Origin of the sequence: Paenibacillus sp. PvR098 (assembly GCF_017833255.1) — a bacterium.
Taxonomy (GTDB): domain Bacteria; phylum Bacillota; class Bacilli; order Paenibacillales; family NBRC-103111; genus Paenibacillus_G.
Window position 1 is genome coordinate 4,365,794 of record NZ_JAFIBU010000001.1, and the last position, 26,761, is coordinate 4,392,554.

Annotated in this window: 26 protein-coding genes; 22 read left to right on the top strand and 4 right to left on the bottom strand. The window is 53.1% G+C overall.

Annotation, left to right across the window (positions count from 1 at the left end):
- Window positions 1-20 precede the first annotated feature (20 nt).
- From cbiE to JOE45_RS21715, 8 genes are all read left to right on the top strand, one after another.
- The gene (gene cbiE / locus JOE45_RS21680; protein WP_210023528.1) at window positions 21-1,280 is read left to right on the top strand and encodes a precorrin-6y C5,15-methyltransferase (decarboxylating) subunit CbiE; all 1,260 of its coding nucleotides are present in this window, start codon (window positions 21-23) and stop codon (window positions 1,278-1,280) included.
- Entirely contained in the window at window positions 1,273-1,983 is a 711-nt protein-coding gene (gene cobI, locus JOE45_RS21685; RefSeq protein WP_210022405.1) for a precorrin-2 C(20)-methyltransferase, read from the top strand. The genes cbiE and cobI overlap by 8 nt, the downstream gene beginning before the upstream one ends.
- Window positions 1,980-2,756: a precorrin-4 C(11)-methyltransferase gene (gene cobM / locus JOE45_RS21690; protein WP_210022404.1), complete on the top strand. Its 777-nt coding sequence runs from the start codon at window positions 1,980-1,982 to the stop codon at window positions 2,754-2,756. Before cobI ends, cobM begins: the two co-directional genes overlap by 4 nt.
- Complete coding sequence (locus tag JOE45_RS21695; protein ID WP_210022403.1) at window positions 2,756-3,913, top strand: cobalt-precorrin 5A hydrolase; 1,158 nt, start codon at window positions 2,756-2,758, stop codon at window positions 3,911-3,913. Before cobM ends, JOE45_RS21695 begins: the two co-directional genes overlap by 1 nt.
- Entirely contained in the window at window positions 3,910-5,331 is a 1,422-nt protein-coding gene (locus JOE45_RS21700) for a cobyrinic acid a,c-diamide synthase CobB (protein ID WP_245247110.1), read from the top strand. The genes JOE45_RS21695 and JOE45_RS21700 overlap by 4 nt, the downstream gene beginning before the upstream one ends.
- Before the next feature lie 251 nt (window positions 5,332-5,582).
- The gene (locus tag JOE45_RS21705; RefSeq protein ID WP_210022402.1) at window positions 5,583-6,188 is read left to right on the top strand and encodes a TetR/AcrR family transcriptional regulator; all 606 of its coding nucleotides are present in this window, start codon (window positions 5,583-5,585) and stop codon (window positions 6,186-6,188) included.
- 231 nt (window positions 6,189-6,419) lie between these two features.
- Window positions 6,420-6,647 carry a DUF1450 domain-containing protein gene (locus JOE45_RS21710; RefSeq protein WP_210022401.1) on the top strand — a complete coding sequence of 76 codons (228 nt, stop codon included), beginning with the start codon at window positions 6,420-6,422 and terminating at the stop codon, window positions 6,645-6,647.
- Window positions 6,648-6,764: 117 nt separating this feature from the next.
- Window positions 6,765-7,268, top strand: coding sequence for a ferritin (locus tag JOE45_RS21715; protein WP_210022400.1), 504 nt, complete (start codon window positions 6,765-6,767; stop codon window positions 7,266-7,268).
- A 103-nt stretch (window positions 7,269-7,371) separates the two neighbouring features.
- Here the strand turns inward: JOE45_RS21715 and JOE45_RS21720 are convergent, their stop codons facing one another.
- Complete coding sequence (locus JOE45_RS21720; protein WP_210022399.1) at window positions 7,372-7,548, bottom strand: hypothetical protein; 177 nt, start codon at window positions 7,546-7,548, stop codon at window positions 7,372-7,374.
- A 161-nt stretch (window positions 7,549-7,709) separates the two neighbouring features.
- On the opposite strand from JOE45_RS21720, the gene pheS reads away from it, so the two are divergent.
- The 4 genes from pheS to JOE45_RS21740 all read left to right on the top strand — a co-directional run bounded on the left by pheS (window position 7,710) and on the right by JOE45_RS21740 (window position 14,964).
- Window positions 7,710-8,744 carry a phenylalanine--tRNA ligase subunit alpha gene (gene pheS, locus JOE45_RS21725; protein WP_210022398.1) on the top strand — a complete coding sequence of 345 codons (1,035 nt, stop codon included), beginning with the start codon at window positions 7,710-7,712 and terminating at the stop codon, window positions 8,742-8,744.
- A gap of 22 nt (window positions 8,745-8,766) precedes the next feature.
- Entirely contained in the window at window positions 8,767-11,217 is a 2,451-nt protein-coding gene (gene pheT, locus JOE45_RS21730) for a phenylalanine--tRNA ligase subunit beta (protein ID WP_210022397.1), read from the top strand.
- Between the two features lie 116 nt (window positions 11,218-11,333).
- Complete coding sequence (locus tag JOE45_RS21735) at window positions 11,334-14,387, top strand: hypothetical protein (RefSeq protein WP_210022396.1); 3,054 nt, start codon at window positions 11,334-11,336, stop codon at window positions 14,385-14,387.
- Between the two features lie 4 nt (window positions 14,388-14,391).
- A complete protein-coding gene (locus tag JOE45_RS21740) occupies window positions 14,392-14,964 on the top strand; it encodes a CvpA family protein (RefSeq protein WP_210022395.1) in 573 nt (190 codons plus the stop codon).
- Window positions 14,965-15,146: 182 nt separating this feature from the next.
- Here JOE45_RS21740 and JOE45_RS21745 read toward each other — a convergent pair whose 3' ends face one another.
- The 3 genes from JOE45_RS21745 to JOE45_RS21755 form a co-directional block, all read right to left on the bottom strand.
- Window positions 15,147-15,857: an SDR family NAD(P)-dependent oxidoreductase gene (locus JOE45_RS21745; protein ID WP_245247111.1), complete on the bottom strand. Its 711-nt coding sequence runs from the start codon at window positions 15,855-15,857 to the stop codon at window positions 15,147-15,149.
- A gap of 177 nt (window positions 15,858-16,034) precedes the next feature.
- Window positions 16,035-16,457 carry a cupredoxin domain-containing protein gene (locus tag JOE45_RS21750; RefSeq protein ID WP_210022394.1) on the bottom strand — a complete coding sequence of 141 codons (423 nt, stop codon included), beginning with the start codon at window positions 16,455-16,457 and terminating at the stop codon, window positions 16,035-16,037.
- A 257-nt stretch (window positions 16,458-16,714) separates the two neighbouring features.
- Window positions 16,715-17,071 carry a phage holin family protein gene (locus JOE45_RS21755; protein WP_210022393.1) on the bottom strand — a complete coding sequence of 119 codons (357 nt, stop codon included), beginning with the start codon at window positions 17,069-17,071 and terminating at the stop codon, window positions 16,715-16,717.
- 196 nt (window positions 17,072-17,267) lie between these two features.
- On the opposite strand from JOE45_RS21755, the gene JOE45_RS21760 reads away from it, so the two are divergent.
- The 10 genes from JOE45_RS21760 (at window position 17,268) to JOE45_RS21800 (ending at window position 26,713) form a co-directional block, all read left to right on the top strand.
- Entirely contained in the window at window positions 17,268-19,652 is a 2,385-nt protein-coding gene (locus tag JOE45_RS21760) for an endonuclease MutS2 (protein ID WP_210023525.1), read from the top strand.
- A 158-nt stretch (window positions 19,653-19,810) separates the two neighbouring features.
- Window positions 19,811-20,491, top strand: coding sequence for a PspA/IM30 family protein (locus tag JOE45_RS21765; RefSeq protein WP_210022392.1), 681 nt, complete (start codon window positions 19,811-19,813; stop codon window positions 20,489-20,491).
- A gap of 98 nt (window positions 20,492-20,589) precedes the next feature.
- Window positions 20,590-21,009 carry a DUF350 domain-containing protein gene (locus JOE45_RS21770; protein WP_210023524.1) on the top strand — a complete coding sequence of 140 codons (420 nt, stop codon included), beginning with the start codon at window positions 20,590-20,592 and terminating at the stop codon, window positions 21,007-21,009.
- Window positions 21,009-21,134, top strand: coding sequence for a hypothetical protein (locus JOE45_RS23935; RefSeq protein WP_280874637.1), 126 nt, complete (start codon window positions 21,009-21,011; stop codon window positions 21,132-21,134). The genes JOE45_RS21770 and JOE45_RS23935 overlap by 1 nt, the downstream gene beginning before the upstream one ends.
- The gene (locus tag JOE45_RS21775) at window positions 21,127-21,666 is read left to right on the top strand and encodes a hypothetical protein (protein ID WP_461479651.1); all 540 of its coding nucleotides are present in this window, start codon (window positions 21,127-21,129) and stop codon (window positions 21,664-21,666) included. The genes JOE45_RS23935 and JOE45_RS21775 overlap by 8 nt, the downstream gene beginning before the upstream one ends.
- 130 nt (window positions 21,667-21,796) lie before the next feature.
- Window positions 21,797-23,119 (top strand): MFS transporter, encoded by a 1,323-nt coding sequence (locus tag JOE45_RS21780; protein ID WP_210022390.1) that lies wholly within the window; start codon window positions 21,797-21,799, stop codon window positions 23,117-23,119.
- Between the two features lie 121 nt (window positions 23,120-23,240).
- The gene (gene cysK, locus JOE45_RS21785) at window positions 23,241-24,167 is read left to right on the top strand and encodes a cysteine synthase A (protein WP_210022389.1); all 927 of its coding nucleotides are present in this window, start codon (window positions 23,241-23,243) and stop codon (window positions 24,165-24,167) included.
- A 263-nt stretch (window positions 24,168-24,430) separates the two neighbouring features.
- Entirely contained in the window at window positions 24,431-24,718 is a 288-nt protein-coding gene (locus JOE45_RS21790; RefSeq protein ID WP_210022388.1) for a hypothetical protein, read from the top strand.
- A gap of 283 nt (window positions 24,719-25,001) precedes the next feature.
- On the top strand, window positions 25,002-25,493 hold the full coding sequence (locus JOE45_RS21795; protein WP_210022387.1) for an Lrp/AsnC family transcriptional regulator: 492 nt from the start codon (window positions 25,002-25,004) through the stop codon (window positions 25,491-25,493).
- 14 nt (window positions 25,494-25,507) lie between these two features.
- Window positions 25,508-26,713, top strand: coding sequence for an aminotransferase class I/II-fold pyridoxal phosphate-dependent enzyme (locus JOE45_RS21800; protein ID WP_210022386.1), 1,206 nt, complete (start codon window positions 25,508-25,510; stop codon window positions 26,711-26,713).
- Window positions 26,714-26,761 lie beyond the last annotated feature (48 nt).

Genomic DNA, 26,761 nt, shown 5'->3' on the forward strand with positions numbered 1-26,761 from the left:
CAGGGGAGGAATTTCATTTGTTGAAGGAAACGATTGCCGTTATAGGGATCGGCGATGACGGAGCGGCGGGCTTGCCTGAGTTGTACAATGAGCGGATCAAACGGGCTAAGGTGCTTATCGGAGGAGAACGGCAGCTGGAGTTTTTCCCGGACTTTCGGGGAGAAACTATCCCGCTTAAGGGTGGTCTGAGCCAGCTAACAGAAAAGCTCCAAGCGGAAAACCGCGCAACGGTAGTGCTGGCATCCGGCGATCCGCTATTTTACGGTATCGGCGGCTATTTGTCGGGCAAGCTGCCCGGACGGGTGGAGGTGTATCCGCAGGTCAGCTCGCTTCAGCTCGCTTTCGCGCGAATCGGCGAGAGCTGGCAGGACGCCTGCATCGCCAGCGCGCATGGCCGAAGCCTGAAGGGACTGGCGCAGCGGATCGACGGCCAGGCCAAAGCAGCGTTGTTGACAGACGAGAAGAACTATCCGGGTGCGATTGCCCGTTATTTGCTTGAATTCGGGATGACTGAATACCGCGCTTTCGTCGGCGAGAATCTCGGTGGTACGAAGGAGCGTACCGGTTGGTACGAGCTTGAGGAGCTCGCAGCATCCGATGAAACGGCCTTCTCACCGCTCAATATCATGATTCTGCGGAGGCAGTCGGGGGCAAAATCACCGGAATGGCCGCTTGGCATCGATGACGCCGAGTTTGCCCAGCGCAAGCCCGACAAAGGGCTCATCACGAAAAAAGAGGTCCGCATTCTCAGTCTGGCGGCGCTCAACCTGAAACGGGAAAGTATCGTATGGGACATTGGTACCTGCACGGGCTCGGTAGCGATTGAAGCGGCTCGTATTTGCCGTGACGGGGCCGTGTATGCAGTCGAGAAAAACGAAGGGGATTTGGCGAACTTCCAAGAGAATATTCGCAAATTTCGAACCGACATCACGGGAGTGCATGGGAAGGCTCCGGAGGGGCTCGATCAGTTCCCGGACCCGGATTCAGTGTTTATCGGGGGCACCGGAGGCGAGCTGAGAGAGCTGCTGTCCATTTGCTGTGGGCGTTTGAGGCCGGGCGGCACGATTGTGCTGAATGCGGCAACGATCGAGAATCTGGCGGCAGCAACCAAAGCTTTTGCCGAGGAAGGGTTCGCCACAGACATTACGCTGGCCCAACTTAGCCGCAGCAAGCCGATTCTGGAGATGACACGGTTTGAAAGCTTGAATCCCGTATACATCATCGCAGCAAGACGGAAGCAAAATGACAATAGGGAGACAGGAGGACAAGCGGATGAGTAAGCTTGGCACGTTATATGGTGTGGGAGTAGGTCCTGGAGATCCTGAGCTGGTTACGGTAAAAGCATTTCGTTTGCTCAAGGAATCCCCGGTAATCGCCTACCCGCGCAAAAAATCGGGCGCCAAAAGCTACGCCCTGGCCATTGTAGAAATGTATGTAGACACTCGGGAAAAGGATATGCTCGCACTAACCTTCCCGATGACCAAAGATAAAGAAGCGTTGGAAATGCAGTGGAACAAGACCGTAGATACCGTATGGAGCCATCTCGAGCAAGGGAAAAATGTCGCGTTCGTCACCGAAGGCGATCCGATGCTGTACAGTACATACATTCATCTGATGAGGTTGATGAAAGAGCGGCATCCGGAGGTGGAAGCTATTTCGGTTCCTGGAATATCCTCCGTCAACGCTGCGGCATCTAGACTCGGATTACCGCTTGCCGACGGTGACGAGCAGATGGCGGTTGTGCCTGCTACGGACGATTATGAGCAAATGCGCCGGGCTTTGGAAACGCATGATTGCGTCGTTTTCATCAAGGTGGCGAAGGTGATCGATCTGATGCTGTCGGTGCTGCGCGATTTGGGCCTGACGGACAAGGCGTCGGTGCTGACCAAGGTGACCTCGGGGGACGAGCAGATTTGGCGCAATATTGAAGAGCTGGCTGGTCGAGAGCTGGAATACTTAACGTTAATGGTGGTGAGAAAATGAAGATTTATATCATCGGCGCTGGCCCGGGAGACCCGGATTTGATTACGGTGAAGGGACTGCGCATTCTGCAGGAAGCCGATGTGGTGCTCTATACGGACTCTCTGGTGAATGAGGAGCTGATCGCACGGGCAAAGCCTGAAGCGGAAGTGCTCAAAAGCGCGGGAATGAGTCTGGACGAAATGGTGTCCGTTATGGCGGACCGTGTTAAAGCTGGCAAGCTTGTGGCCCGTGTTCATACGGGAGATCCTGCGGTCTTCGGCGCTATCATGGAACAGAAGGTGCTGCTGGCCAAGGAAGGAATTGAATGCGAAATCGTTCCGGGTGTCAGCTCCGTGTTTGCGGCTGCGGCTGCGGTGGGGGCTGAGCTTACGATTCCGGAGTTGACCCAAACGCTCATTCTGACACGGGCCGAAGGACGCACTCCGGTACCGGATCGCGAACAGCTCAAAGACTTGGCGGCCCATCATTGTACGCTGGCGTTGTTTTTGAGCGCTACGCTGACGAAAAAAGTGGTGCGCGAGTTGACGGATGCCGGATGGAGTCCGGAAACCCCGGTTGCTGTCGTTCAAAGAGCAACCTGGCCGGATCAAATCATCGTGCGGACTACGCTAGCCCGATTGGATGAGGATATGCGTGTGAACGGAATCCGTAAGCATGCGATGATTTTGGCCGGATGGGCGCTTGACCCGGAGGTCGGTGCCAATGAGGAATACCGTTCGAAGCTGTATGACAAATCGTTCACGCACGGCTACCGCAAAGGGGTGAAGGACTGATGGTCACACCGGAAGTCATCACGCTGCAGGAAGGGACGCTCCCTGACATTCGGAAGTCGGGAAATTATGCGGTGGTTGCCATAACGAAGCACGGGGTGGAGCTTGCGCGCAGACTGCAGCGTTCGTTTGACCATGCCGATGTGTATTATATGTCCAAGTTCGCCCGGGGAGACGAATCCGGCAGGAATATCCAGCTGTTTGAAGGAAGCGTGCGCATGCTGTTTCCGGCGCTGTTTCCCGTGTATGACGGAATCATTTGTATCATTTCTCTCGGCGCTGTCGTTCGCATGATTGCCCCCATCCTGAAGGATAAGAAGGAAGATCCGGGCATCGTCGTGGTCGACGATAAAGGAGAGCATGTCATCAGCGTGCTGTCCGGCCATCTGGGCGGGGCCAACGAGCTCACGCGCGAGGTCGCTGCGGTGCTGGGTGCGGTGCCGGTGATCACCACGGCGTCGGACGTACAGAAGACAATCGCGGTTGATCTGTTTGGCCGGCGTTACGGATGGACTTGGGAATCCGCAGACAAGCTTACGCCGGTCAGCGCATCTGTCGTAAATGAGGAGCGCGTAGCCGTTGTACAGGAGTCAGGAGAGCCCGATTGGTGGACTTATGCATCTCCGCTTCCGTCCCATATCCGCGTCTACTCGGATATCACGACCGCCCTCAGCGATGAACCTCAAGCGGCGCTGGTTGTGACCCATCGCCTGCTTTTGCCTGAAGAAGAGCTTATTCTGAAGAACGGTGTGCTGTACCGTCCCAAAGTGGTTGCGCTCGGCATCGGATGCAATCGGGGGACGTCCTCCGAAGAAATTGCTGCGGTCATCCGGGAGACGCTGGAGGAGCTGCAATTTTCTATCCGCAGCGTGAAGGCGGTCTGTACCATAGATTTGAAAAAAGACGAAGAAGGCTTGCTCGCCGTATGCTCCGAGCATGACTGGCCGCTTGTATGCTATACGCCTGAGGAGCTCAACGAAATGACAATCGAGGATCCGTCGGATACGGTGTATAAATTTACCGGTGCTTACGGCGTCAGCGAACCGGCCGCCAAGCGGTTCACAGGAGTGGAGCGTCTTGCGCTGGTCAAGAAGAAAAGCGGTAACGTAACGATTTCCGTAGGCATTATGGAGTATGGGAAGGGAAGCGGCAGCGCATGAGCATGGGGGAAAGCGTGCATACAGTTCACCGCAGCATCGTCATTGCGGGGACGGGCAGTGGTGCAGGCAAAACGACCGTAACCTTGGGTCTCATGGCAGCTTTGCGCCGCAGGGGCTTAACTGTGCAGGGGTTTAAGTGCGGCCCGGATTATATCGATCCGACTTATCATAAGGCGGTGACCGGCAGGCCATCACGCAATTTGGACAGCTGGATGCTTACTCCTGAGACGGTGAAAGAAATATACGGACGCGCCTCGAAGGATGCCGATGTTTCGGTTGTCGAGGGGGTCATGGGTTTATACGACGGGAAAGATCCTTTATCTAATACGGGCAGCACGGCAGAGATCAGTATGCAGCTGCAGCTGCCGGTACTACTTGTGGTGAACTGCCAAAGCATGGCGCGAAGCGCGGCCGCGATCGTGAAGGGTTTCCAGCTTCTGGAGCCGAACGTGCGGATCGCCGCGGTATTCGCCAACAAGGTCGGCAGCGACGGACACTACCGCATTGTCAAACAAGCCATCGAGCAGGAATGCGGCATACCGGTCATCGGCTTTTTGAAGAGGGAAGATCAGTTGGCTTTGCCGGAGCGTCATTTGGGACTGGTTCCTTCTATTGAAAGGGGAGAGCTCGGCGGGTTCTTTGAGGTATTGGCCGATCGTTTGGAGCAGAGCACCGATCTGGACAAGCTTCTGGAGCTTTCATCTGGAGCAGAGCCTATAGCAGTGGAGCCGCCGAAGCTGTTTGCAGCGCCTTCGCGTTTATTTGATGTCAGGATGGCCGTCGCATACGATGCGGCATTTCATTTCTACTATCCTGAAAATTTGGAGCTTCTCGAGCATTATGGGGCGGAGCTGGTTTACTTCTCCCCGCTGGCGGGAGAACCGCTGCCGGAAGGTGTGCAGGGGCTTTATATTGGAGGGGGCTTTCCCGAAGAATTCGCTGATAGGCTGAGTCGGGAGGAAGCCGTTGCTAAGTCGATACGGAATGCCGTAGAGTGCGGGCTGCCGACGCTGGCCGAATGCGGGGGCTTTATGTATTTGACGGAGGCTATCGAAGATACGCAGGGCAGAAGCTACCCTATGCTGGGGCTTATTCCGGGCAAAGTCGTCATGCAGCCGAAGCTTGCTGCGCTTGGACTTAGGGAAATAACAGGCACGCCAGGCAATTTTCTGTTTCAGGACGGAGATACCGCGCGCGGACATGAGTTTCATTACTCCACATACATAACGCAGGAAGCATCGATTGTCTCCGCCTATGAAACGAAAGGACTGCGCGGAACGAAAAAGGACGGCTGCCTGCTGTATCGGACGGTGGCAGGATATACGCATTTGCATTTCGCTTCCAACCCCGAGCTTGTCGTGCGGTGGCTCGGTCAGTGCGAAGCATACCGTTCTCCAATCGCCAGGGCTGAGAAGTGAAACATTCGGGGCATATGTAGTTTCTGATGAGCTGATGGGCCAATTAGAGCAGTAGAGAAGGGGTATCCCTTTCGCACTGCTCTTTTGTTATGGTCTTTTTCAGATAGATGAGAAGAAAAGGAATATCGGAAACCCGGGTTGTCCTTCACCGGACTGAAGGCTGCAAAATTTACTTCTTGACTGTAGATAATTCTTGTAATACTTTACTCTAAAGTAGTATATTACAGAATAATTTGGAGATGTCGTGCCGCATGGGTCAAAGAGGAAGGAAAGTAGGAGCAAACGGAGAACAAAGCCGAGCGTTATTACTTGCCATCGCCGCCGATGAGTTCGCTCATCAAGGGTATTATCAAACCAAGGTGAGTACGATCGTGGCGAGGGCCGGGTTAACACAGCCTACCTTTTATCTTTATTTTCAAAGCAAGGAAGCTATTTTTCAGGAATTAATTGATTTGTTTCGTTCCAAATTGGCTGATCTCACGATAAAGAGCCGTCTCGAACAGGGAATTGATTTGAATGATCTTCCACAGAGGATAGCTGCGGGACTAACGGCGATCTTCCGTTTCTTCGATGAGGAGCCCAATCTAACGCGGATTGGATTCTTTGTTGCACTGGAAGCAGAAGAAATTAAGAAACAATTAGCTGCTCAAATTAGAGAGAATCTGAAAGCCGAACAACAAGATGGTTATTTTCATGCGGATCTTGATATGAGTACTGTGGCTGAGAGCTTAGTGGGAACGATCGAACGTCTTACGCTTACTAAATTGCTGCAAGGCTCCATGGATCCAGAGTGTATCGCTGGCGAGATCGTCCGTCTTTTTTTGTACGGGCTAATCGCTAATAAAGATGGTCAATAATGTAAATATTATTAGACAGCACATGACCAATGGACCGCAGAATAGGTTTGATTTGATAACAAAAAAAGATGGGCAGCTGTCCCATCCTTTTTTGTTATCAATGAATGAATAACACCGTGATGTGAAAATATGTTTAAGTAATGATAACAAGGTTATTGACATTGAAAATGATAACCATTATCATTCAAATGGAAAGGAATGAAATGTACGACGGAAGGCGGACGGCATCTAATGAAAAAGATCAGATACTGCTGCAAAAACTTTAAAAATGGCACTAAGCAAGTGTATAAAAGCATTAAAGGCGACTATCCTAGAATAAAGCAGAAAAAACGGGACTGCTTGGGCAACTGCAAGCTTTGCTCCAAAGCGTGCTTTGCCGTTGTAGGAAAATCTAAGAAGCTTGTATCTGCCCCCAATGCCGAAATGTTATTTAAAAAATTGAAAAACAAGATCAGCTGATTTTACGGATTGACATCGGGAAATGACATATCATGTTCACATTTCATAATCGCATACCTTAACATGCAATGATATATTATAGGGATATATGACTAGAGATAAGGATGTGAAGATTCCATGAATGAAGCGTTGTCCAAAGCGTTGAACGACCAAATGAATTTTGAGTTTTATTCGGCACAAGTCTACTTGGCCATGGCTGCTTACTGCTCTTCTGAGAGCTTTGACGGATTCGCCAATTTCTTCATCGTACAGGCTGAGGAAGAAAGGTTTCATGCGATGAAGATTTATAAATATTTGAATGACCGAGGCGGTCGAGTCATGGTATCGGGCATGGATACGCCGAACAATACATACAAATCCATACTTGAGGCCTATGAGCATGCCTACGAGCACGAGAAAATCGTAACCAAACGATTCTACGATTTGTCCGACCTGGCCATGAACGACCGTGAGCATGCGACCATTCACTTTTTGAAATGGTTTATTGACGAGCAGGTGGAGGAAGAGGCGCTGTTTGACAGCATTGTTCAGAAGCTGAAGCGCATCGATAAAGACAGCAACGCGTTCTTTATGCTCGATACCGAGTTTCTCGCACGTACCTTCACGCCTCCGGCACAGTAACGGAGAGGCGCAGGGTACTTGCATCCGGCGCAGCGTTTGCATATAATACTTGATAAATCCATAACGATAAATGCTTTGACGGAGAAAAGTAAGCAGTGCTTCTTCACAGGGAGGATACGCCGGCGATTGAGAGCGTGTCCGAGGAATCAGGCTGCCGAAGTTCGCTCCCGAGCAGTCCTTTGAAACCGTGCAAGCGGACCAGAATTGTCCGAACCGGCAAGTAGGAGGAACCGGTCCCAAAGCCGCGAACCGCGGTGTATGAACCGTTACGTTCAATCAAGTGAGAAGGCTCTTTCTTATGCGTATGCGTCTATGAATGGCTTTCTAACAAGGGTGGTACCGCGGCTTTTTCGTCCCTTATTCGGACGGAGGAGCCTTTTTTTGCGTTCGTGGAAGCCTGCGGGCAAACAAGAAAACAGCGTTCAAGGAGGTACAATGGCGATGAAAGAACGATTGCTAGCACTTAAGGAGGAGGCGCTGAGCGAACTGGCTCGTGTGGAAAACCAGCAGCAGCTCAGCGACCTTCGCATTAAGTATTTGGGGAAAAAGGGTCCGCTTACCGAAATTTTACGTGGGATGGGTGCCTTAAGCGCAGAAGAGCGCCCGATCATCGGTCAAGTGGCCAATGAGGTACGCGGCGCGATTGAGGAATTCATTGAAGCGAAGCAGTCCGAATACAGCCAAGCGGAAACGCTGGCGCGTCTGGCAGCGGAGACGATTGACGTGACTCTTCCAGGGCGTCCTAGCGCACGGGGTGCGGCGCACCCGATCAGCAAGGTGATTCAGGAGATCGAAGATATTTTTATCGGTATGGGGTACACGGTGGCCGAAGGCCCTGAGGTAGAGCAGGATTATTATAACTTCGAAGCGCTAAATCTGCCGAAAAACCACCCGGCCCGCGACATGCAGGATTCGTTCTATGTGACGGAGGACATTCTTATGCGGACGCATACGTCTCCGGTGCAGGTACGCACCATGGAGAAAATGAAGGGCCATGTGCCGGTCAAAATCATTTGCCCGGGGCGCGTATATCGGCGTGATGACGACGACGCTACGCATTCCCATATGTTCACGCAAATTGAAGGGCTCGTTATAGACAAGGGTATCCGCATGAGCGATTTGAAGGGTACTTTGCTTCAGTTCGTGCAAGAGCTGTTCGGCAAGAAAACCCAAATTCGGATGAGGCCGAGCTTTTTCCCGTTCACGGAACCGAGCGCCGAGGTCGATGTGACCTGTGCCATGTGCGGCGGTCAAGGGTGCCGGGTGTGCAAGCACACGGGATGGCTTGAAATCCTGGGCTCAGGCATGGTGCACCCGCGCGTGCTCGAGATGGCAGGCTACGATCCGGAGGAATACAGCGGCTTCGCATTCGGGCTCGGCGTGGAGCGGGTAGCGATGCTGAAATACGACATTGAAGATATTCGCCATTTCTATACGAACGATCTGCGGTTCCTGAAGCAGTTCGTGCATATTTAAGAGAGGAGCGTGACCAGGGGAAATGAAAGTATCGTATCAGTGGTTATCCCAATATGTGGATGCAAGCGGAAATACAGCAGCCGAATTGGCTGAAAAACTGACCCGCAGCGGGATTGAAGTCGATATCGTAGAAAACCGCAACAAGGGCGTAGAAAAGGTAGTCGTCGGCTTTGTTAAGTCGCGTGAGAAGCATCCAGATGCCGACAAGCTGAGCGTATGTATCGTAGATGCAGGTATTGGAGAAGATTTACAGATCGTTTGCGGCGCGAAGAATGTGGATGCCGGCCAAAAGGTGCCCGTTGCGCTTATTGGTGCGAAGCTGCCGGACGGTCTGGCGATTAAACGCTCAAAGCTGCGCGGCGTGGAATCGCAAGGCATGATCTGCTCGGCTAAAGAGCTAGGCTTGAACGATAAGCTGCTGCCGAAGGAAATTCAAGAAGGCATTCTTGTGCTGCCGGAGGATACTGAGGTGGGGGCAAGCATATTGGATGTGCTCGCTCTTAACGATGAAGTTATGGATCTGGATCTGACGCCGAACCGTTCCGATTGCTTGAGCATGCTGGGTGCAGCCTATGAGATCGGCGCTATTCTCGGACGGGAAGTCAAGCTGCCTGACGCCGAAGCGGGTCTCAAAGAGAGTGCCGATGCTGTGAAATCGGCAGATCGTATTTCGGTAGAGATATCGGCAGAAGAGCTGTGCTCGCACTATGCGGCGCGCTTAATCGAAGGCGTACGGATCGGCAAATCGCCCCTGTGGCTGCAGAATCGTCTGATGGCGGCCGGCATTCGTCCGATCAATAACATCGTCGACATTACGAACTACGTGATGCTGGAGTTCGGTCAGCCGCTTCATGCATTTGATGCCGACAAGCTGGCGAACGGCCATATTGATGTCAGGTTGGCTCGCGAAGGCGAAAAGCTCGTGACGCTGGACGATGTGGAACGTACGCTCGAACCGCACATGCTGCTGATTACCGACGGCACCAAGCCGGTGGCGATCGCAGGCGTAATGGGCGGCGCGAATTCCGAGGTAACGGAAGGCACGACCCGGATTTTGCTCGAATCGGCCAAATTCGACGGCGGCTCCGTCCGCAAAACGTCGCGCCAGCTGGGGCTTCGTTCCGAAGCGTCCCTCCGGTTTGAGAAAGTAGTGAATCCGGAGGCCGTTATTCCGGCTTTGACCCGTGCGGCGGCTCTGATTGCGGAGCTGGCTGGCGGACAAGTGGCAGCGGGCGTGGTAGAGGCTGTAACCCAGGAGCATCGACCGGTTCAGATTGAAATTACCGTAGAGCGGATCAACAGCTACCTTGGCACCCGGCTGTCGGCTGAGGAAGTGAAAGCGATCTTTGGTCGCTTGAACTTTACAGTAGAGCCGATTGGACAGGACGCCCTTCGGGTACATGTGCCGAGCCGACGCGGAGACATTACGAGAGCCGTCGACCTCATTGAAGAGGTGGCGCGCCTGCACGGCTATGACCATATTCCGACCACGCTGATGAACGTGGTTACAACGCCGGGCGCACTGACAAAAGAGCAGTCGATCCGCCGTGTCGTAAGGACGCTGTTGACGAACAGCGGGCTGCACGAGGCGATTACGTATTCGTTCACGCATCCGGAGCAGATTCGCAGCTTTCCGGGCGTTCACGGCGAAACGAAGCCGGTAGCTCTGGCGATGCCAATGAGCGAGGAGCGCAGTGTGCTGCGCACGAGCCTTGTACCTCATCTGCTGGATGTTGCTGGTTATAACCGCAACCGGAACAACGATGATGTGGCCGTGTTTGAAATGGGACGTGTGTTCCTCACTGGCGAAGAGACGCTCAGCCATCTGCCGGAGGAAAAGCTGATGCTCGCTATACTGATGACCGGCAAGCGGAGCGAAGTGCATTGGACTGGTAAACCGGCGGATGTGGATTTCTATGATTTGAAGGGGATCTTCGAAGGGCTCGTTCAGTACTTGGGCATCGAAGGCCTCCGCTATGCTGCTGCAGGTCCGGAAGGGTTCCATCCGGGGCGCTGCGCGCATGTGGAAGTGGAGCGAGACGGCGTTCGCAAAGTCATCGGCACCCTTGGACAGCTGCACCCTGCGCTGCAGCAGCAGAAGGACCTTGACGATACCTATGTGCTGGAAGTGGAGCTAGACGCGTTTGCGGAGCTTGCAGGCGAGCGCTTCACCTATGAGCCGCTGCCTCGCTTTCCGGCGATTACCCGCGACATGGCGCTTGTGATGGACCGCGGCGTAGCTGTGGGCAATTTGCTGGACAAAGCGAAGGAGACGGCAGGGTCTTTGCTCGAATCGATTCAGGTGTTCGATATTTACACCGGAGAACGGCTTGGGGAGGACAAGAAAAGCGTTGCTATTTCGCTCGTGTATCGGACGCTTGAACGCACGCTGACGGACGAGGAAGTAAGCGAATTGCATGGCCGTGTGGTGGCTGAACTGGAGTCTTCTTTCGCCGCTGTGCTTCGGAAATAAACGTTCTCTTCTTTTCGACAAAAGGTTGAGAACCCTAGCAGGAAAAGCGATTCTCCGTATCGAATGTCTAGGATACGGAGAATTTTTTTTGTGTTCTGGAAAGGGGAGCAACGTTCGTGAGTGGTGAAGAAAAAGTCCGGATGACCGTCGACATCTATGGTGCTCAATACAAGCTGGTTTCAAGGTCAAGTCCTTCTTATATAAAGAGCGTTGTGGCGCTTGTTAATGATCAAATGCATCGAATCGCGGGAAGCAGTCCGCGGCTTGATTTGCCCAAAATCGCCGTGTTGGCGGCAGTGAATATGGCCGATGAATGGACGCGTATGCAGCAGGAGCTGGAAATCGCGCTCCATAAGCAGCGGCAGCTTGAGAAAGCGGAGCATGATCTTGCTATGCTTCGCGAGCTTCACGCCCAGCAGCAGGATGAGCTCTCGACCGTGCAGGAGCGGCTGGTCGCCGTGACAGCGGACCGGGATGCACAGCAATCCGCGCGAGAGGAGGCTGACCGGGAGGCGGCAGCGCTTCGTTCGGAGCTGGAGCAGCTGCAGGAGAGGCGTCAGCAGCTGGAAACGGAGCTAACTGAGGGTCGGGAGCGGTTGAACGGCCAGTTAGAGTTAACTGGCGAGCTGGAGCGGCAGCTGGCAGATGCAGTGGAGCGTGCCCGAGAGCTCGAGGAGCGAGTGAACTTGGAAGCGCAGGAGTCGCAGAGGCGTCAGCAGCAGCTGCAAGAGCTTGAGCAGGTAAAGCAGGAGCTGGAGCGGCGTGTTGCAGAGCAGGCGAAAGAGAGAGACAGCCTGCGGGCCCGAGTGGCGTCGCAGGAGGCGCAGCTGAGCAAGCAGGCGGAGGCAGAGCGGCAGACGGGGAAGCGCCTCTCTGCACAGGAGGCTCGAGGACGTGAGCTGGAGCAGCACTTGCAGGCCGTTGAGGCCGAGCGGGGGCAGTTGGCTGAGCAGCTAGCGACGCGGGAGCAGCAGTACACCGAGCTAAGCGACCAGCTTGACTTGCTCCAAGAGCAGATCACCGATCGGCAGCAGGAAGTAGAGCTGCAGGTAGCACTTTACAACGAGCTGCAGCAGCAGTTAACTGCCGAGCGGGAGCAAGCGGAACGGAAGGAAGCCGAGCTTGCCGAGCAGCAGGAGCAAAAGCGGAGGCTACAGGTGCAGCTTGGCGAGCAGCACGAGAAGGGCCGGGAGCTGCAGCAGCTTAGCGAGGGGCTGCGCTCAGAGCTTGAGGCGCTGCGCCGGGAGCACCTCGAGAAGCAAGAGGAGCTCGGACTCCAGGAGGAGCTGTACCGCGAGCTTGAGGCGGAGCTTGAAGGACAGCGGAATCTGAGCGGTTCGCGTGAGACGGAGCTCAAGCGGCAGTTGGAGGAGCAGGAGCAGCGGCACGCTGAAGAGCAGGCGGCAGCGCAGGAGCGCGCACTTGAGGAAGCCGCGAAGCAGGAAGCGAGCATAGCGGAGCTCAAGCGGAAGCTGGTCGAACGCGGAGAGGAGCTGCAGCTCTACACCGAGGAGCTGGCAACAGCGGAGGAGCGAACGCGCGAGGAAGCCGCGAAGCAGGAAGCGAGCATAGCGGAGCTCAAGCGGAAGCTGGTCGAACGTGAGGAGGAGCTGCAGCGGCAAGCGGAAGAGCAGGAGGCAGCGCAGGAGCGGGCGCGCGAGGAAGCCGCGAAGCAGGAAGCGAGCATAGCGGAGCTCAAGCAGAAGCTGGTCGAACGCGAAGAGGAGCTGCAGCTCTACACCGAGGAGCTGTCGTCAGCGCAGGAGGGAGCGCGCGAGGAAGCTGCGAAGCAGGAAGCGAGCATAGCGGAGCTCAAGCGAAAGCTGGTCGAACGTGAGGAAGAGCTGCAGCTCTACACCGAGGAGCTGTCGTCAGCGCAGGAGGGAGCGCGCGAGGAAGCTGCGAAGCAGGAAGCGAGCATAGCGGAGCTCAAGCGAAAGCTGGTCGAACGTGAGGAAGAGCTGCAGCTCTACACCGAGGAGCTGTCGTCAGCGCAGGAGCGAGCGCGCGAGGAAGCCGCGAAGCAGGAAGAGAGCATAGCGGAGCTCAAGCGGAAGCTGGTCGGACGTGAGGAGGAGCTGCAGCGGCAAGCGGAAGAGCAGGAGGCAGCGCAGGAGCGAGCGAGTGAGGAAACCGCGAAGCGGGAAGCGAGCATAGCGGAGCTCAAGCGGAAGCTGGTCGAACGCGAAGAGGAGCTGGCAACAGCGGAGGTGCGAACGCGCGAGGAAGCCGCGAAGCAGGAAGAGAGCATAGCGGAGCTCAAGCGGGAGCTGGTCGAACGCGAAGAGGAGCTGCAGCTCTACACCGAGGAACTGGCGGCAGCGGAGGAGCGAACGCGCGAGGAAGCCGCAAAGCAGGAAGAGAGCATAGCGGAATTCGAGCGAAAGCTGAGCAAACGCGAGGAGGAGCTGCAGCAGGCAGCCGATGGGCTGGAAGCGCGCCGTGGGGATCTGGAGCGGCAGCTTGCGCAGCAGCAAGCGTACAATCTGCAGCTGCAGGAGAGCAGCAGCCAATGGCAGCAGCGCAGCGAGATACAGGCGGCCCAAGTCGACGAGCTTCGTTCCAAGCTGCATGAACAGCAGCAAGAGCTGGAGCTGCAGCAGGAGCTGTATGACGAGCTGCAGGGGCAGTATGATGAGCTTCATCAACGCATCGCTGTGCAGGAGGCGAATGCAAGGCAAACGGTACACGGGCACGAGGCGCATAAGGCAGAGCTGGAGCAAAGACTCGTCGAGCTTGAGAACGAACTTGCCGAGCTGCACCGTGGACGCGAGGCGGCAGAAGAGCTTAGCCGGGCGCTGGTAGAACAGTGCGCGGCGCTCGAAGATCGGCAGAGCGCTTCATTGAGCGAGCGGGATAAGCTCCAGCAGCGGCTTGCTGCACAAGAGGCCCGTATCGCCGAGCTGGAGGTTGAAGCTGTACTCGCGAACCGGCTGGGACGCGACTTGGCGGAGCAGCGCGATGAACTTGAGCTGCAGGTGGAGTTGTACAATGAGCTGCAGGAGCAATTGAACGAACAGGTGCGGCAGAACAAGGCGCTGCAGGTGGAATACGGACAGCACCAAGAGAAGGCGGAGCATGTGATTCACGAGCTGGAGACGCTGAAATCCGAATACGAAAAGCTGCAGATCGAATACAATGAGTGGATTGAGCTCGTGGAGAAGGATTAAAGGAATGAACGGATTGGATTGGGGCGTACTGGTAATGGTTGCCGTCGGGATGGTACTTGGTTTCTCGCGTGGCTTCGTTGCGCAGCTTCTGTCAATTGCCGGATTGTTCGTCGCTTACTTAATCGCCTTCGCTTTTTATGACGAAGTAGCGCCGCTGGTCCGCAGTATGCTAGCCTTCTCTGGGCACGAAACTTACCAGCATTACGAGTTTCTCGCCCAAGAGCTGCATCTGGATACATACGTGTACAATGCGCTGGCTTTTGCGATTCTGCTGTTTGGAGTCAAAATCGCCTTCAGCATTGCCGGACGCCTGTTCAATCTCTTGGCATCCACGCCGGGGTTAAAGCAGGTCAACCAGTGGAGCGGTGCAACGCTCGGCATCCTTGAGGCTGCGCTGATCATCATTATTATTGTGCACGTTATGACCGTGCTTCCAAACGACACGGCGCAGCGGTTGTTGAAGCATTCCATAGCGGCCCCTTATATCCTTGAGAATACACCGGTTTTCACGAACAAGCTGCAGGAGCTCTGGGAGAATCGGGCAGATCTGGTCAAAGCGGCAGTATGGTTGGATTGATTTGATAAAGGGCATGATGTCTCCGTCCGTAGAAGAAGTCGTTACGTTCGGGCAGAACGCAACCGTTGTGGCAAGGACTCATTCCCCTAATATGCAAAAAAGAGCTACCCAATCGTATGATAGGGTAGCTCTTTTCTATTTTAGAAATATCGCGAGTTCGTTCAGCTTGGCATCGGGAGCCATTAGCTTATTTCAGATTCCAGTTCGCCTGCCTGCACCAACCGGCCGGTGAAGCCCGGTTCAGGGAGTGAGGCCAAGGCAACCAGCTCAAGGACGACGGAAGCCGGATCTTTGCCGGTGGCGTGCATTTCCGATTTGATGGTACCCGGGTTGTATAGATTCGCAAGGATGTGATGATCGCTTTCTTCTTCCGCCGTCGTTCGAGTGAGTGATTCCAAGCCCGCTTTACTTGCGCTGTAAGCGATATAGCCTCCTGCTCCGCTTTCGGCCATTCCGGAGGTAATGTTAACGATACGGCCGTATTTTTGCTTTCGCATCGAAGGAACCACTGCTCGCGTCATGAGAAAAGGGCCGGTCAGGTTGACTGCGAGATGTTCATTCCACGCTTCAAGCGTCATTTCTGACAAGGTGCCGGGTTCAAACACAGCGGCATTGTTAATTAATACGTCCACACGACCGAACTGCTCCAAAGCAAGCCGGACCAGACGGAGCGTATCCTCCACCACGCTGACGTCGGCTTGCACGGCCAGAGCCGTCCCGCCCGCTGCAGTGATTTCGGCGGCAACGGTCTCGATCTTGCTTGCACGTCGCCCGCATAATACGACTTGTGCGCCCTCAGCGGCAAAAGCCAGCGCTGACGCACGTCCGAGCCCTGTACCGGCGCCGGTAACGATGGCGGTTTTTCCTGTCAGTAATCCGTTATTCCTCATCATCCCTACCTCTTTTCTATCCTTTTACTTATCATACCAGACCCGTTTCTTCGCGTGAAATCATGTTTTCTGATGGAAGGCATAAGTAAATGTTAAAAAAGGGACGGTTTGGATTCCGCGTGTAAACCAAAAACAGCCTCCTCCGTCTAACGGATGAAGCTGCTTAAAAGTCTAGGTTTATTACGCTTCTACAATCAGTTTGGCTTTCATAGACATGTGACCGGAGCCGCATGGAATGGAGCAGATGATATCGTAGGTGCCTTCCTTATCGAGGGTAACGGTGGCTGATTTCGTTTGGTTGTCCAAATTCACATCGAGCCCGTTAATGGCAATTCCATGAAGCCCTTGTTTATTTTCCAGTGTGAAGGTAACCTCTTGCCCTTTCTTCACTTTGTACTCTTTTTGGTCAAAGGCATAATTGGTTGCGACGAGCTTGATTTGCTGGGACGAGGCGGAATCACCTGCTGCGCCTCCTGCGGCAGACTGTGATGCTGCGTTTCCATTAGCTGCTGGCTGGGCCGCTTGCGGATCTTCCTTCGTACCGCAGGCAGACAGCGCAAAAATAAGGCCGATGGCCACTGTGCTTATAATCCACTTTTTCATTATTATTCCCCCTGGTTGAATATAGATTTATTTCTGTCTTTATCTTACCAATATCCTGTTCATTTGGCTGTGTCAGCGCGGTGACAGTCATGTGAAAAGATCGTGTCTGTAGATCCTCGTACTTCGTAAATAAGGGGCTCTCCCAAGTCTCATGACTTTTGGGACAGCCCCTCGAGATGATATTTGTGTGTTTTCACGGTAATGGAAAAGGACTGTCCCGGCGTCTAATCAGACATGTGGGACAGTCCTTTTGCTGCTTACTTGGCGCCTTCGCGTCGTTCAAATGGTGTCTTGACCGGGATGAACAGATCGATAATTCCGATCACCAAGGCGGCCAAAATGGCACCGATGATGCTTGTCGAAACGCCGCTAACGATAAACTGTGATATCCAAATGATGAGCGCGCTTGTCAGGAAGCCTACAATCCCCCGTCCAAAAGGCGTAATCCTTCTGCCGAACACTCCTTCAATGATCCATGCCGCAATGGCGATCACTAGTGCCAGAAAGAAGGCGCTCCAGAATCCCCCGACGGAAAATCCGGGAACGATCCAGCTAACAACCAGCAGCATTAAGGCGGAAACAATAAATCTGACGAGATGTCCAAGCAAATGCATCTGCAGATTCCTCCTTTGCATACGTTGACGCGAGGCTTGAGCTCTCGCGGGCTTGAACTTAGGGTTACCGTGGACAAATCGCTTTATAAGTGGCAATCCTTAGGGGACCTCCATAGCTTTACGGCTGAGACTTGGATATAATAGTAGCGATGGCAGTTTCGGGTCAAAAGAGAAAGGCAGGTTTATGATCGATTCAATGAAAACAAACTTATCATACAATCAAAAGATATTGTCCACGCTCGACTTTCACTCTGTGCTGCAGCGTTGTTCTCAGCACGCGTCGACATCGCTTGGACAGGAACGAGTCCTCTCGCTCGAGCCAAGTGGACTGTTTGGTGAGGTCAAACGCAGGCTGCAGGCTACCGACGAGGCTGTGAACGTGGATCGTCTTAAGGGCGGTGCACCCTTCGGAGGTATCCGCGACATTCGCGGAAGCATTCACCGTGCACGAATCGGCGGCATGCTGAATCCGGCCGAGCTTTTGGATGTCCTGCTGACAAGCCAGGGCGGCAGACGGCTGAAAAAGTTTCTGGAAGCACTGCATGAGGATTATGCCATACCGATGCTGATCGAGCTCATGGAGCCGATGACGGATCATAAAGCGATGGAGGACAAAATACGGGAGTGTATCGACGAGAACGCACATGTGGTTGATTCCGCCACTCCCGAGCTGGCGAGGGTCCGGCAAGAGCTGCGCAGCAGTGAATCCAAAGCCCGTGAGCGTCTTGAGCAAATGGTGAGAACGCCGTCGATCCAAAAGATGCTTCAAGAAAATCTGGTGACCATGCGAAACGACCGTTATGTCATTCCGGTGAAACAGGAATACCGTGGTCACTTTGGCGGTATGATTCACGATCAATCCGCATCGGGAGCAACGCTGTTCATTGAGCCGGAAGCCGTAGTTCAGATGAACAATCGCGTTCGAGAGCTGAAGCTGAGAGAAGAAGCGGAGATCGAAAAAATTTTGCGGTTGCTGTCCGCCCTTATCGGGGAAGCCGCGGATCCGATACTGGTGAATGTGGAGGTGCTGACGGAGCTGGACTTTATTTTTGCCAAAGCCGGACTTGCACGCGAGATGAAAGCGACGCTGCCGATTCTAAACGACCGCGGCTTCATCAAGCTGAAAAGAGGCCGACACCCATTGATTCCTGCGGAAAGCGTCGTTCCGATCGATCTGGAGCTTGGAAACCGCTACTCGGCCATCATTGTTACGGGCCCGAACACAGGCGGTAAGACCGTCTCGATCAAAACCATCGGCCTTCTGTCGCTCATGGCCATGTCCGGACTGTTTGTACCAGCCGAAGAAGGCAGCCAGCTGTGCGTCTTTGATGCGATTTATGCGGATATCGGCGATGAACAGAGCATAGAGCAAAATTTGAGTACGTTCTCCAGTCATATGACCAACATCATTCGCATCTTGAAGGAAATGACGCCGAAGAGCTTGGTGCTGCTTGATGAGCTTGGAGCGGGAACGGACCCGGCCGAGGGCTCGGCGCTAGCGATCTCCATCCTGGATTATATTCACCGGATGGGCTGCCGCATTGTGGCCACGACGCATTACAGTGAGCTTAAAGCTTACGCCTTCGATCGTCAAGGCGTCATCAACGCCAGCATGGAGTTCGATGTGCAGACATTAAGACCGACCTATCGGCTGTTGGTTGGCGTGCCCGGGCGAAGTAACGCGTTTGCTATCGCCGAGCGGCTCGGACTGGCGAAGCCGATCATTGACCATGCCCGAGGCCAAGTCGGTGAAGAGGAGCAGCGCGTCGAGTCCATGATTGCGACACTGGAGCAGAATCGACTGCAGACCGAAGCGGAGCGCGTGACGGCAGAGCAGCTGCGCCGCGAGGTCGAAGCGCAGCGCGAGCAGCTGGCGAACGAACGGCGGCGCTTCGAGGAGCAGCGGGATAAGCTGCTTGAAAGGGCTGAGCTAGAGGCGCAGGAAGCGGTGGCGAAGACGCGGCGCGAAGCTGACGAAGTTATTGTGGAGCTCCGCAGGCTGCAGCGGGAAGAGGGAGCCGGCGTCAAGGACCATAAGCTGAGCGAGCTCAAACGGCGTCTGAACGAGGCTGCACCGGAGCTGAAAGCAAAGCAGTCGGCCAAGGCGCCGAAGAAGAAGCCGGATCAAATCGGACCGGGCGATGAAGTCATTGTGACGAGCCTTGGTCAAAGAGGCCATGTGGCCGAAATCGTCAACGCTCTGGAAGCCAATGTACAGCTAGGCATCCTCAAAATGAAGGTGAAGCAGGCCGATTTGCAGCTCGTGAAACAGGCATCCGCACAGCCCAAGGCGCCTCCGAAAGCAACTTCAAGCTTGAAGCGGACCCGGGAAGATAACGCGAAGATGGAGCTTGATTTGCGAGGGGCTAATGTGGAGGAAGCCATCATCGAGGTGGACCGGTTTCTGGACGAATCGTATTTGGCCAATTTTGGACAGGTATATATCATTCACGGTAAAGGAACCGGCGTGCTGAGAACGGGCATCCAGGAATTTTTGCGCAAGCACAAGCATGTCAAAAGCTACAGGATGGGTGCATATAATGAAGGCGGTGCCGGGGTGACGGTTGCGGAGCTGAAATGACGGCTGCCGCCCCCAGGCCGAACTTATTTATGATTTTTTTCTTTCACTTATGAAACTCCGGAATAATTCTGTCGTATATAAGAGTGTACAACATCGATGTTCCATAAGCTCTGCAGGCTGAAAACATAAAACCTAAACAAATTCGGGAGGGCTCCGACATGGGGATCTTTAAGAGACTGCGTGATTTGACAATGGCTTCGATTAACGATTTACTCGACAAAGCAGAAGACCCGGTAAAAATGTTAAACCAATTTTTACGCGATATGGAAGAAGACATTCGTGAGGCGGAGATCGCCGTTGCGAAGCAGATTGCCATTGAGAAGAAATTCAAGCAGCAATACGAAGAAGCGCTCGAGATGGTACAAAAGCGTGAGGAACAAGCGCTCAAGGCTCTTGAGGCCGGTAATGAGGATCTGGCCCGCCGCGCGCTTCAGGATAAGAAAGAGCACCAGGAGCGTCAAGACGAGATGAAAGGGCAGTTTGAGACGGCCAAAGCCAATGCCGACCGTCTGCGCCGCCAGCTTGTCGAGATGAAAGATGAATTCGGCAAGATGAAGAACAAGAAGGATATTCTCGTAGCCCGCGCTGAGGCGGCCAAAGCGCAAAAACAGATCAACCAAGCGATGTCCGGCTTCGGCAGCGACAACGCCTCCAAAGGCTTCGACCGGATGAGCGAAAAGGTGCTTCAGCTCGAAGCGGAAGCAGAAGCGAGCGGTGAGCTCAACTCCAAAGGGAAAAGCTTGGATGATGAGTTCGCCGCCCTCGGCAAAAATGACGGGGTGGATGACGAACTGGCTGCGCTCAAAGCAAGGCTGGCAGCAAGAAAGCAAGCTGAATAATTTTATCATAAGCAATCGCGGAGACTGAAGACTGTCCCTTCAGTCTCTTCGGTTGTTGTCCTTGTGCTTCCAAGTGAAAGGCGGGGAGATTCACCATGATGAATGAAGAGGTGGACCGTATGATGGGGAATCCGTATGTGGAAACGCTGGCGATATTTTCTGTCGCCGTGTTGGCGTTGATTGTTTTTTTGGCGGTGTTTGAGCTTGTTACGAAATACAAGGATTGGGAAGAGATTAAGAAGGGCAATGTCTCTGTAGCGATGGCGACGGGCGGCAAAATTTTCGGGATTTGTAACTTGTTCCGCTTTGCCATTCTCAACAACGACACGATATGGCACTCGCTGATTTGGGCCGGCTACGGATTCCTTCTGCTGCTGGTTGCTTATTTTATTTTTGAATTTTTAACACCGTATTTCAAAATTGACGAACAAATTCAGCAGGATAACCGGGCGGTAGGCTTTTTATCCATGACGATTTCGATTTCGCTATCTTACGTCGTGGGTGCCAGCGTTACCTGATGGAAGCCGGAGCGTTGTTCGACTTGAAGGAGGAACGTCCTGTGAAATATTTATGGGGCACCTTATTGGCGCTTGCGCTTGTGTTTTTGGGCGCGGGCGTTTACTATTTTATTAATAATGCATGATGTTGATAAAGGGGAGGAATATCGTTTGTCGCAATCGTATGACTCTCTATGCCCTTGGTGCCAAACCGAGATCGTCTGGGATCCGGAGATTGGCCCTGAAGAAACGTGCCCGCACTGCTTCAATGAGCTAGGAGATTATCGCAGCCTCAATGTTACGGTCAAACCATCGGATCAACAGATTACGATGGATGAAGAAGATGATGAGGACGATTATGCTTTCTCTCAAGAAGACATGGAGTTGATGGATGAATACGAGGAACGTGTCGGGCAGGTGCTGGACAGTCAGGAGGAAGCTCCTGAATGCGGCACATGCCACAGTTTGATGCTGTTCGCCGGAACACAAAAGGGAAAGGGATCTCAAGAATTCGTACCGTTTGTGCACGACAGCTTGAAGAAGCCTTTGCTAACAGCTTCCTTCTCATCTCAGGTTTACGTTTGTCCTTCATGCTTCAAGGTGGAGTATTCTTTGGCCGAAGGGGATCGGCTTGCCATGATCGAGCTGCTCCGTTCTAACGGCAGTTCATCGTCATAAGTTTGCGGGGAGAGGCATTCGTGCTTCTCCCCGTTTCGTGTTCCTTGGAGTTTCCATATACGGGAAACGCTCATGTTTTTTGTCTTATTGGGAAGCTTAACTAAGACATTACATGGGATTAGGTGAGCGAATGCATACCGGAACTAAACATTTTCCAGACCATTGGACACGTGGAGGCGGCAAAGGCGGCCACCCTCATAAGTGGCGAGAAAGGGAAGGCTCGGGTGGCCGGGACAATGAGGAGCCGGGGAATTCAAAGAACGCCCCATTAACGGGTCAGTCCCGGCTGCTGCTGGCGGTCAACGGCTTATTTGCAGCCGCCAACGCTTTATCCGGCATTTTCGTCAATGTGTATCTCTGGAAGGCAAAGCACGATTTTGCGGTTATTGGATGGTTTACGCTGATGCACCACTTAACCATGGCCATGACGTTCTGGCTAGCCGGCAAATGGGTGAAGGAACACAATAAAATGAACTGTCTGCGAACTGGAGTGGCGGTTGCCGCGTTGTTTTATTTGCTTGTGTTGTGGTTTGGCGAGCGGGCAGCGGATTACTTTTTGCTGCTAGGCGCCGTTCAGGGGCTTTCGTCCGGATTGTTCTGGCTTGCGTTCAATGTCATCTATTTCGAGGTGACGGACCCGGACAACCGCGACCGATTTAACGGAGCGGCAGGACTGCTCGGATCGGGAGCAGGGATGATTGCTCCTTGGATTTCGGGGTTTCTTATTGTCCGTATGCAGGAGTATAACGGGTATCGTCTCATTTTTACCTTGTCGCTTATCGTTTTTTGTGTGGGTGTATTCGTAAGCTTTTTTCTAAAAAAGCGGAAAACCTCCGGAAGGTATGAATGGTTCTTGACATGGCGCTGTTTGCGGCAAAAGGACACGGTATGGCGTAAGGTCGGGCTGGCTTTGATGGCCCAGGGAATACGAGAAGGGGTATTCGTTTTTATGATCACTCTGCTCGTTTATGTGCATACAGGAAGTGAAATGAAGCTCGGCAATTTTTCACTTCTGACCTCCGCTGCGGCTTTGATTAGCTTTATGATTGCGGGCAGGCTGCTGCGTCCGGAATACCGGCCGAAGGCGATACTGATCGGAGCGGTGATGCTGGTGTTGATTATACTTCCTTTTTTCTGGAAGGTTAATTTTGCTACCCTCCTGGTATTCGGGATTGGGGCAGCAATTTTCTATCCGCTTTACGGCATCCCGATGACTTCTATCGTCTTCGATCTGATCGGCGGCGATAATGAAAGCGTGAAGCGCCGGGAGGAATATATCGTCATGAGGGAGCTTGCATTGAATGCCGGACGTCTGCTAGGTACGGCGGTATTCATCATCGTAGTATCGTTGACCAGATCGCCAGCAGCGATGAACTGGCTGCTGCTGGCCATTGGAAGCTCGCCGATTGCGGCTTCGTATTGGATTCGTAAAGCTCAGGAGGCTAAAGTATAGGCGTACGTATAAGGGGAGGAAACTTGACAAAATACGCCCTCCCGATAGAATAATAGGGATAGAGTGTTGTTTGGATGTACGGAAGCCTCGAATATTCCGTACCGAAGGGAGTGGCTGCATCATGAGTACAAACAGAAAGATGGTAAACAGCATAACGGAGTTGATTGGGGATACGCCGGCCGTTCGGGTCAACCGACTCGTGGGCGTGGATGATGCGGAGCTATACGTAAAGCTTGAATATTTCAATCCGAGCGGGAGTGTCAAAGACCGAGCGGCATTCAATCTGATCGCTCAAGCGGAGAAGGACGGATTCATTCGTCCCGGCGCTACAATCATTGAGCCGACGAGTGGAAACACGGGAATCGGGCTCGCCATGAACGCGGCGGCGAAAGGCTATAAAGCGATTCTGATTATGCCTGACAATATGACAAAGGAACGAATTAACCTGCTGAAGGCTTATGGTGCGGATGTAGTGCTGACGCCCGCGGCGGAACGGATGCCGGGCGCCATTAAGAAGGCGCTTGAGCTGCAAGCGCAAATTCCGAACAGTTTTATACCCCAGCAGTTTGAAAATAAAGCGAACCCGGATATCCATAGGGTAACGACAGCTCTGGAGATCATCGAACAGATGGAAGGGCGTCTGGACGCCTTCGTCGCCACCTCGGGAACCGGAGGGACCATTACCGGTACGGGAGAAGTACTCCGCGAGAAGCTGCCGGGCATCGGCATCTATGTCGTTGAGCCTAAAGGCTCACCAGTTCTTTCGGGGGGGCAGCCGGGACCGCATAAGCTGGTTGGTACCAGCCCCGGCTTCGTGCCTTCGATTCTGAACACGGACGTCTACGACGAGATCGTGCAAGTAGCTGACGAAGACGCGCTGCAGACAACCCGTGACTTGGCAAGGCTTGAGGGCATCCTGGTAGGACCGTCCGCAGGCGCCGCCGTATGGACCGGTCTGCAGGTGGCACGTAAGCTTGGACGCGGCAAGCGGGTGCTGTGTATCGCACCGGACACGGGAGAGCGATATTTAAGCATGGACATCTTTTAAATTCAAGCGGAAGTAGTGAAGCAACGGCGGGACTGTCCCTAGAGGGGAGGGCCTGCCGTTTTGTGTACAGTTGAGTTGATTACGCTTACACTTATTCCCCTTCAAAAGCCTACGCTGCCGTTAACTCCTGGTAAGGATAAATATGGCAAAACAAAATGAAAATGCTTGTATAAATATACATTAATATGTATAATAATAAATAAGAAGGACGGGAACATCGTTCTTTATGATCTTGACCATCTTACTGGAGAGGGGAACCTTTCATGAAAATCGCGCTGCACAATCAGCTTCCGGGCGAGGAGCAGTTTCAACAGTTGATCGAATCCGTTTTCGCGCATTCAGACCAATGCGGGGCTTTTGCATATGAAACGTACTCTCATAGCGACCGTGTTATAGCGGCTTATGATCAAGAACAGCTTGTGGGATTGGGATGTCTTGTAAATTCCGATCAGCACAGCATTGAAATTACGGTGCTTCCTGGGTACAAGGGACGGGAAATTGAAGGATATATGCGTAAACTTCTTACGCCCCGCAGCATCTGCCATTGTTAAACGAATACCGCCGGCAATGACCAACCTCCATTTGATTGGAGGTTTTTTGTCGTTTATTTTATTTTCCTCCTCCCTCATCATGTCAAGCCTGCGTATTTTTGCTTTGCCAAAAGACGGGCGATAGGTGTAATATGTAGTAATAATAAAAGCTTCTGGTCGAAGCCAGTCGAAGAATATATCGTGGTTAAGCGGAATCTTTTATTGATACAGAATGTTTATTTCTCGTTATTTATGTTAACGAATATCATTACTGTAACTTTAAGCTTTGTAGGAGGGCGCATCCATGGAACAATTCAAAATGAAAATCATTGAGCTGCTCAAAGAAGATGCACGCCGCACGCCGGCCTTGATCGCAACAATGCTCGGGGCTTCCGAGGCGGAAGTGTCGGAAGCGATTGGCGAGCTGGAGGAAGCAAATGTGATCGTGAAATACGCCACGGTCGTTAACTGGGCCAAAGTGGACAGCGAGAAAGTCACTGCCCTTATTGAAGTGCAAATTACGCCGGAGCGCGGACGCGGCTTTGACGCGATTTCCGAACGCATTTATTTATATCCAGAAGTAAAATCGGTCTATTTGATGTCCGGGGCATATGATTTGCTCGTAGAAATCGAAGGTAAGACGCTTAAAGAGGTAGCAGCGTTCGTTTCCAATAAGCTTTCCCCGATTGATCGGGTGCTGTCGACGAAGACGCATTTTATATTGAAAAAGTACAAGCAGGACGGAATTACCTTCGAGGACCATGAAGATGACCGCCGTCTCTTGATCTCGCCATAAAGGACGCTGAGAAGATGATAGAGCATAAACAGGACCAGCAGCAACCACTGCAGACGAAGTCGATGAGCGGCTACCTGGCTCCGCTCGTGCGCGAAATTCCGCCATCAGGCATCCGTAAGTTTTTTGATCTTGTGAGCGGCAGCAAGGATATTATATCCCTTGGTGTGGGGGAACCTGACTTTAGCACACCTTGGCATGTTAGAGAAGCGTGCGTCTATTCGCTAGAACGCGGGAATACCAAGTATACACCGAACTCCGGTCTGCCCGAGCTGCGGGAAGCCATTGCCGAATACTTATACGAATCGTTTCATGTGCCTTACGAGCCTTCAGACGAGGTGCTTGTTACGGTAGGGGGAAGCGAAGCGATCGATTTGGCGCTGCGCGCTTTGGTTACTCAGGGAGACGAGATTCTTATACCGGAGCCTTGTTACATTTCTTACAGCCCGATTACTCGAATCGGCGGCGGTATACCCGTCGGTATTGAGACATTCGCCAAAGACGGGTTCAAGCTGACAGCGGAAGCGCTCAAAGCGGTGCTCACACCTCGTTCGAAAGTGCTTATTTTATGTTATCCGAGCAATCCTACCGGGGGCATCATGACCTATGAGGATTGGCTGCCTATTGCCAAAATCGTAGAGGAGAACGATTTGATCGTCATTTCCGACGAGATTTATGCCGAATTGACCTATGATCAAAAACACGTCAGCTTCGCTTCGATGCCGGGCATGCGCGACCGTACGATCCTTGTGAGCGGTTTTTCCAAGGCGTTTGCAATGACCGGTTGGCGGATGGGGTATGCCTGCGGGCACCGGGATCTCATCTCGGCCATGCTTAAAATTCACCAGTACACGGTCATGTGTGCTCCGTCCATGGGACAAGTTGCTGCGCTGGAAGCGCTGAAACACGGTCTGGAGGAAAAGGACCGGATGGTAGAGTCATACAACCAGCGTCGTCGCTTGGTCGTTCAGGGCTTCCGGGAAATCGGACTGCAGTGCCATGAGCCTCAGGGAGCGTTCTATGCATTCCCCTCCATTCAGGCTACGGGGCTTAGCTCAGAGGAATTTGCTGAGAGACTGATTCTTGAGGCAAAGGTCGCAGCCGTGCCAGGCAATGTGTTCGGGTTAGGTGGAGAAGGGTTTGTCCGCTGTTCCTACGCTACATCGGTCAATCAATTAATCGAGGCCATAGATAGAATAGGAAATTTCATCAAAAAACTGTAAATTCGACAAAATTAGCCATTTTCAAGCTCCCTATAAAATGTTATCTTA

Bases quoted from the DNA above. Each gene is read 5' to 3' on its own strand.
- JOE45_RS21700 (WP_245247110.1), top strand. From the start codon at position 3,910: ATGAGCATGGGGGAAAGCGTGCATACAGTTCACCGCAGCATCGTCATT.
- JOE45_RS23935 (WP_280874637.1), top strand. From the start codon at position 21,009: ATGGAAGCCGGAGCGTTGTTCGACTTGAAGGAGGAACGTCCTGTGAAA.
- JOE45_RS21745 (WP_245247111.1), bottom strand. From the start codon at position 15,857: ATGATGAGGAATAACGGATTACTGACAGGAAAAACCGCCATCGTTACC.
- JOE45_RS21790 (WP_210022388.1), top strand. From the start codon at position 24,431: ATGAAAATCGCGCTGCACAATCAGCTTCCGGGCGAGGAGCAGTTTCAA.
- JOE45_RS21795 (WP_210022387.1), top strand. From the start codon at position 25,002: ATGGAACAATTCAAAATGAAAATCATTGAGCTGCTCAAAGAAGATGCA.
- JOE45_RS21775 (WP_461479651.1), top strand. From the start codon at position 21,127: ATGCATGATGTTGATAAAGGGGAGGAATATCGTTTGTCGCAATCGTAT.
- JOE45_RS21695 (WP_210022403.1), top strand. From the start codon at position 2,756: ATGGTCACACCGGAAGTCATCACGCTGCAGGAAGGGACGCTCCCTGAC.
- cobM (WP_210022404.1), top strand. From the start codon at position 1,980: ATGAAGATTTATATCATCGGCGCTGGCCCGGGAGACCCGGATTTGATT.
- JOE45_RS21710 (WP_210022401.1), top strand. From the start codon at position 6,420: ATGAAAAAGATCAGATACTGCTGCAAAAACTTTAAAAATGGCACTAAG.
- cysK (WP_210022389.1), top strand. From the start codon at position 23,241: ATGAGTACAAACAGAAAGATGGTAAACAGCATAACGGAGTTGATTGGG.
- JOE45_RS21800 (WP_210022386.1), top strand. From the start codon at position 25,508: ATGATAGAGCATAAACAGGACCAGCAGCAACCACTGCAGACGAAGTCG.
- JOE45_RS21770 (WP_210023524.1), top strand. From the start codon at position 20,590: ATGAATGAAGAGGTGGACCGTATGATGGGGAATCCGTATGTGGAAACG.
- JOE45_RS21715 (WP_210022400.1), top strand. From the start codon at position 6,765: ATGAATGAAGCGTTGTCCAAAGCGTTGAACGACCAAATGAATTTTGAG.
- JOE45_RS21755 (WP_210022393.1), bottom strand. From the start codon at position 17,071: ATGCATTTGCTTGGACATCTCGTCAGATTTATTGTTTCCGCCTTAATG.
- JOE45_RS21705 (WP_210022402.1), top strand. From the start codon at position 5,583: ATGGGTCAAAGAGGAAGGAAAGTAGGAGCAAACGGAGAACAAAGCCGA.
- JOE45_RS21750 (WP_210022394.1), bottom strand. From the start codon at position 16,457: ATGAAAAAGTGGATTATAAGCACAGTGGCCATCGGCCTTATTTTTGCG.
- cobI (WP_210022405.1), top strand. From the start codon at position 1,273: ATGAGTAAGCTTGGCACGTTATATGGTGTGGGAGTAGGTCCTGGAGAT.
- JOE45_RS21765 (WP_210022392.1), top strand. From the start codon at position 19,811: ATGGGGATCTTTAAGAGACTGCGTGATTTGACAATGGCTTCGATTAAC.
- JOE45_RS21780 (WP_210022390.1), top strand. From the start codon at position 21,797: ATGCATACCGGAACTAAACATTTTCCAGACCATTGGACACGTGGAGGC.
- JOE45_RS21740 (WP_210022395.1), top strand. From the start codon at position 14,392: ATGAACGGATTGGATTGGGGCGTACTGGTAATGGTTGCCGTCGGGATG.
- pheT (WP_210022397.1), top strand. From the start codon at position 8,767: ATGAAAGTATCGTATCAGTGGTTATCCCAATATGTGGATGCAAGCGGA.
- JOE45_RS21760 (WP_210023525.1), top strand. From the start codon at position 17,268: ATGAAAACAAACTTATCATACAATCAAAAGATATTGTCCACGCTCGAC.
- pheS (WP_210022398.1), top strand. From the start codon at position 7,710: ATGAAAGAACGATTGCTAGCACTTAAGGAGGAGGCGCTGAGCGAACTG.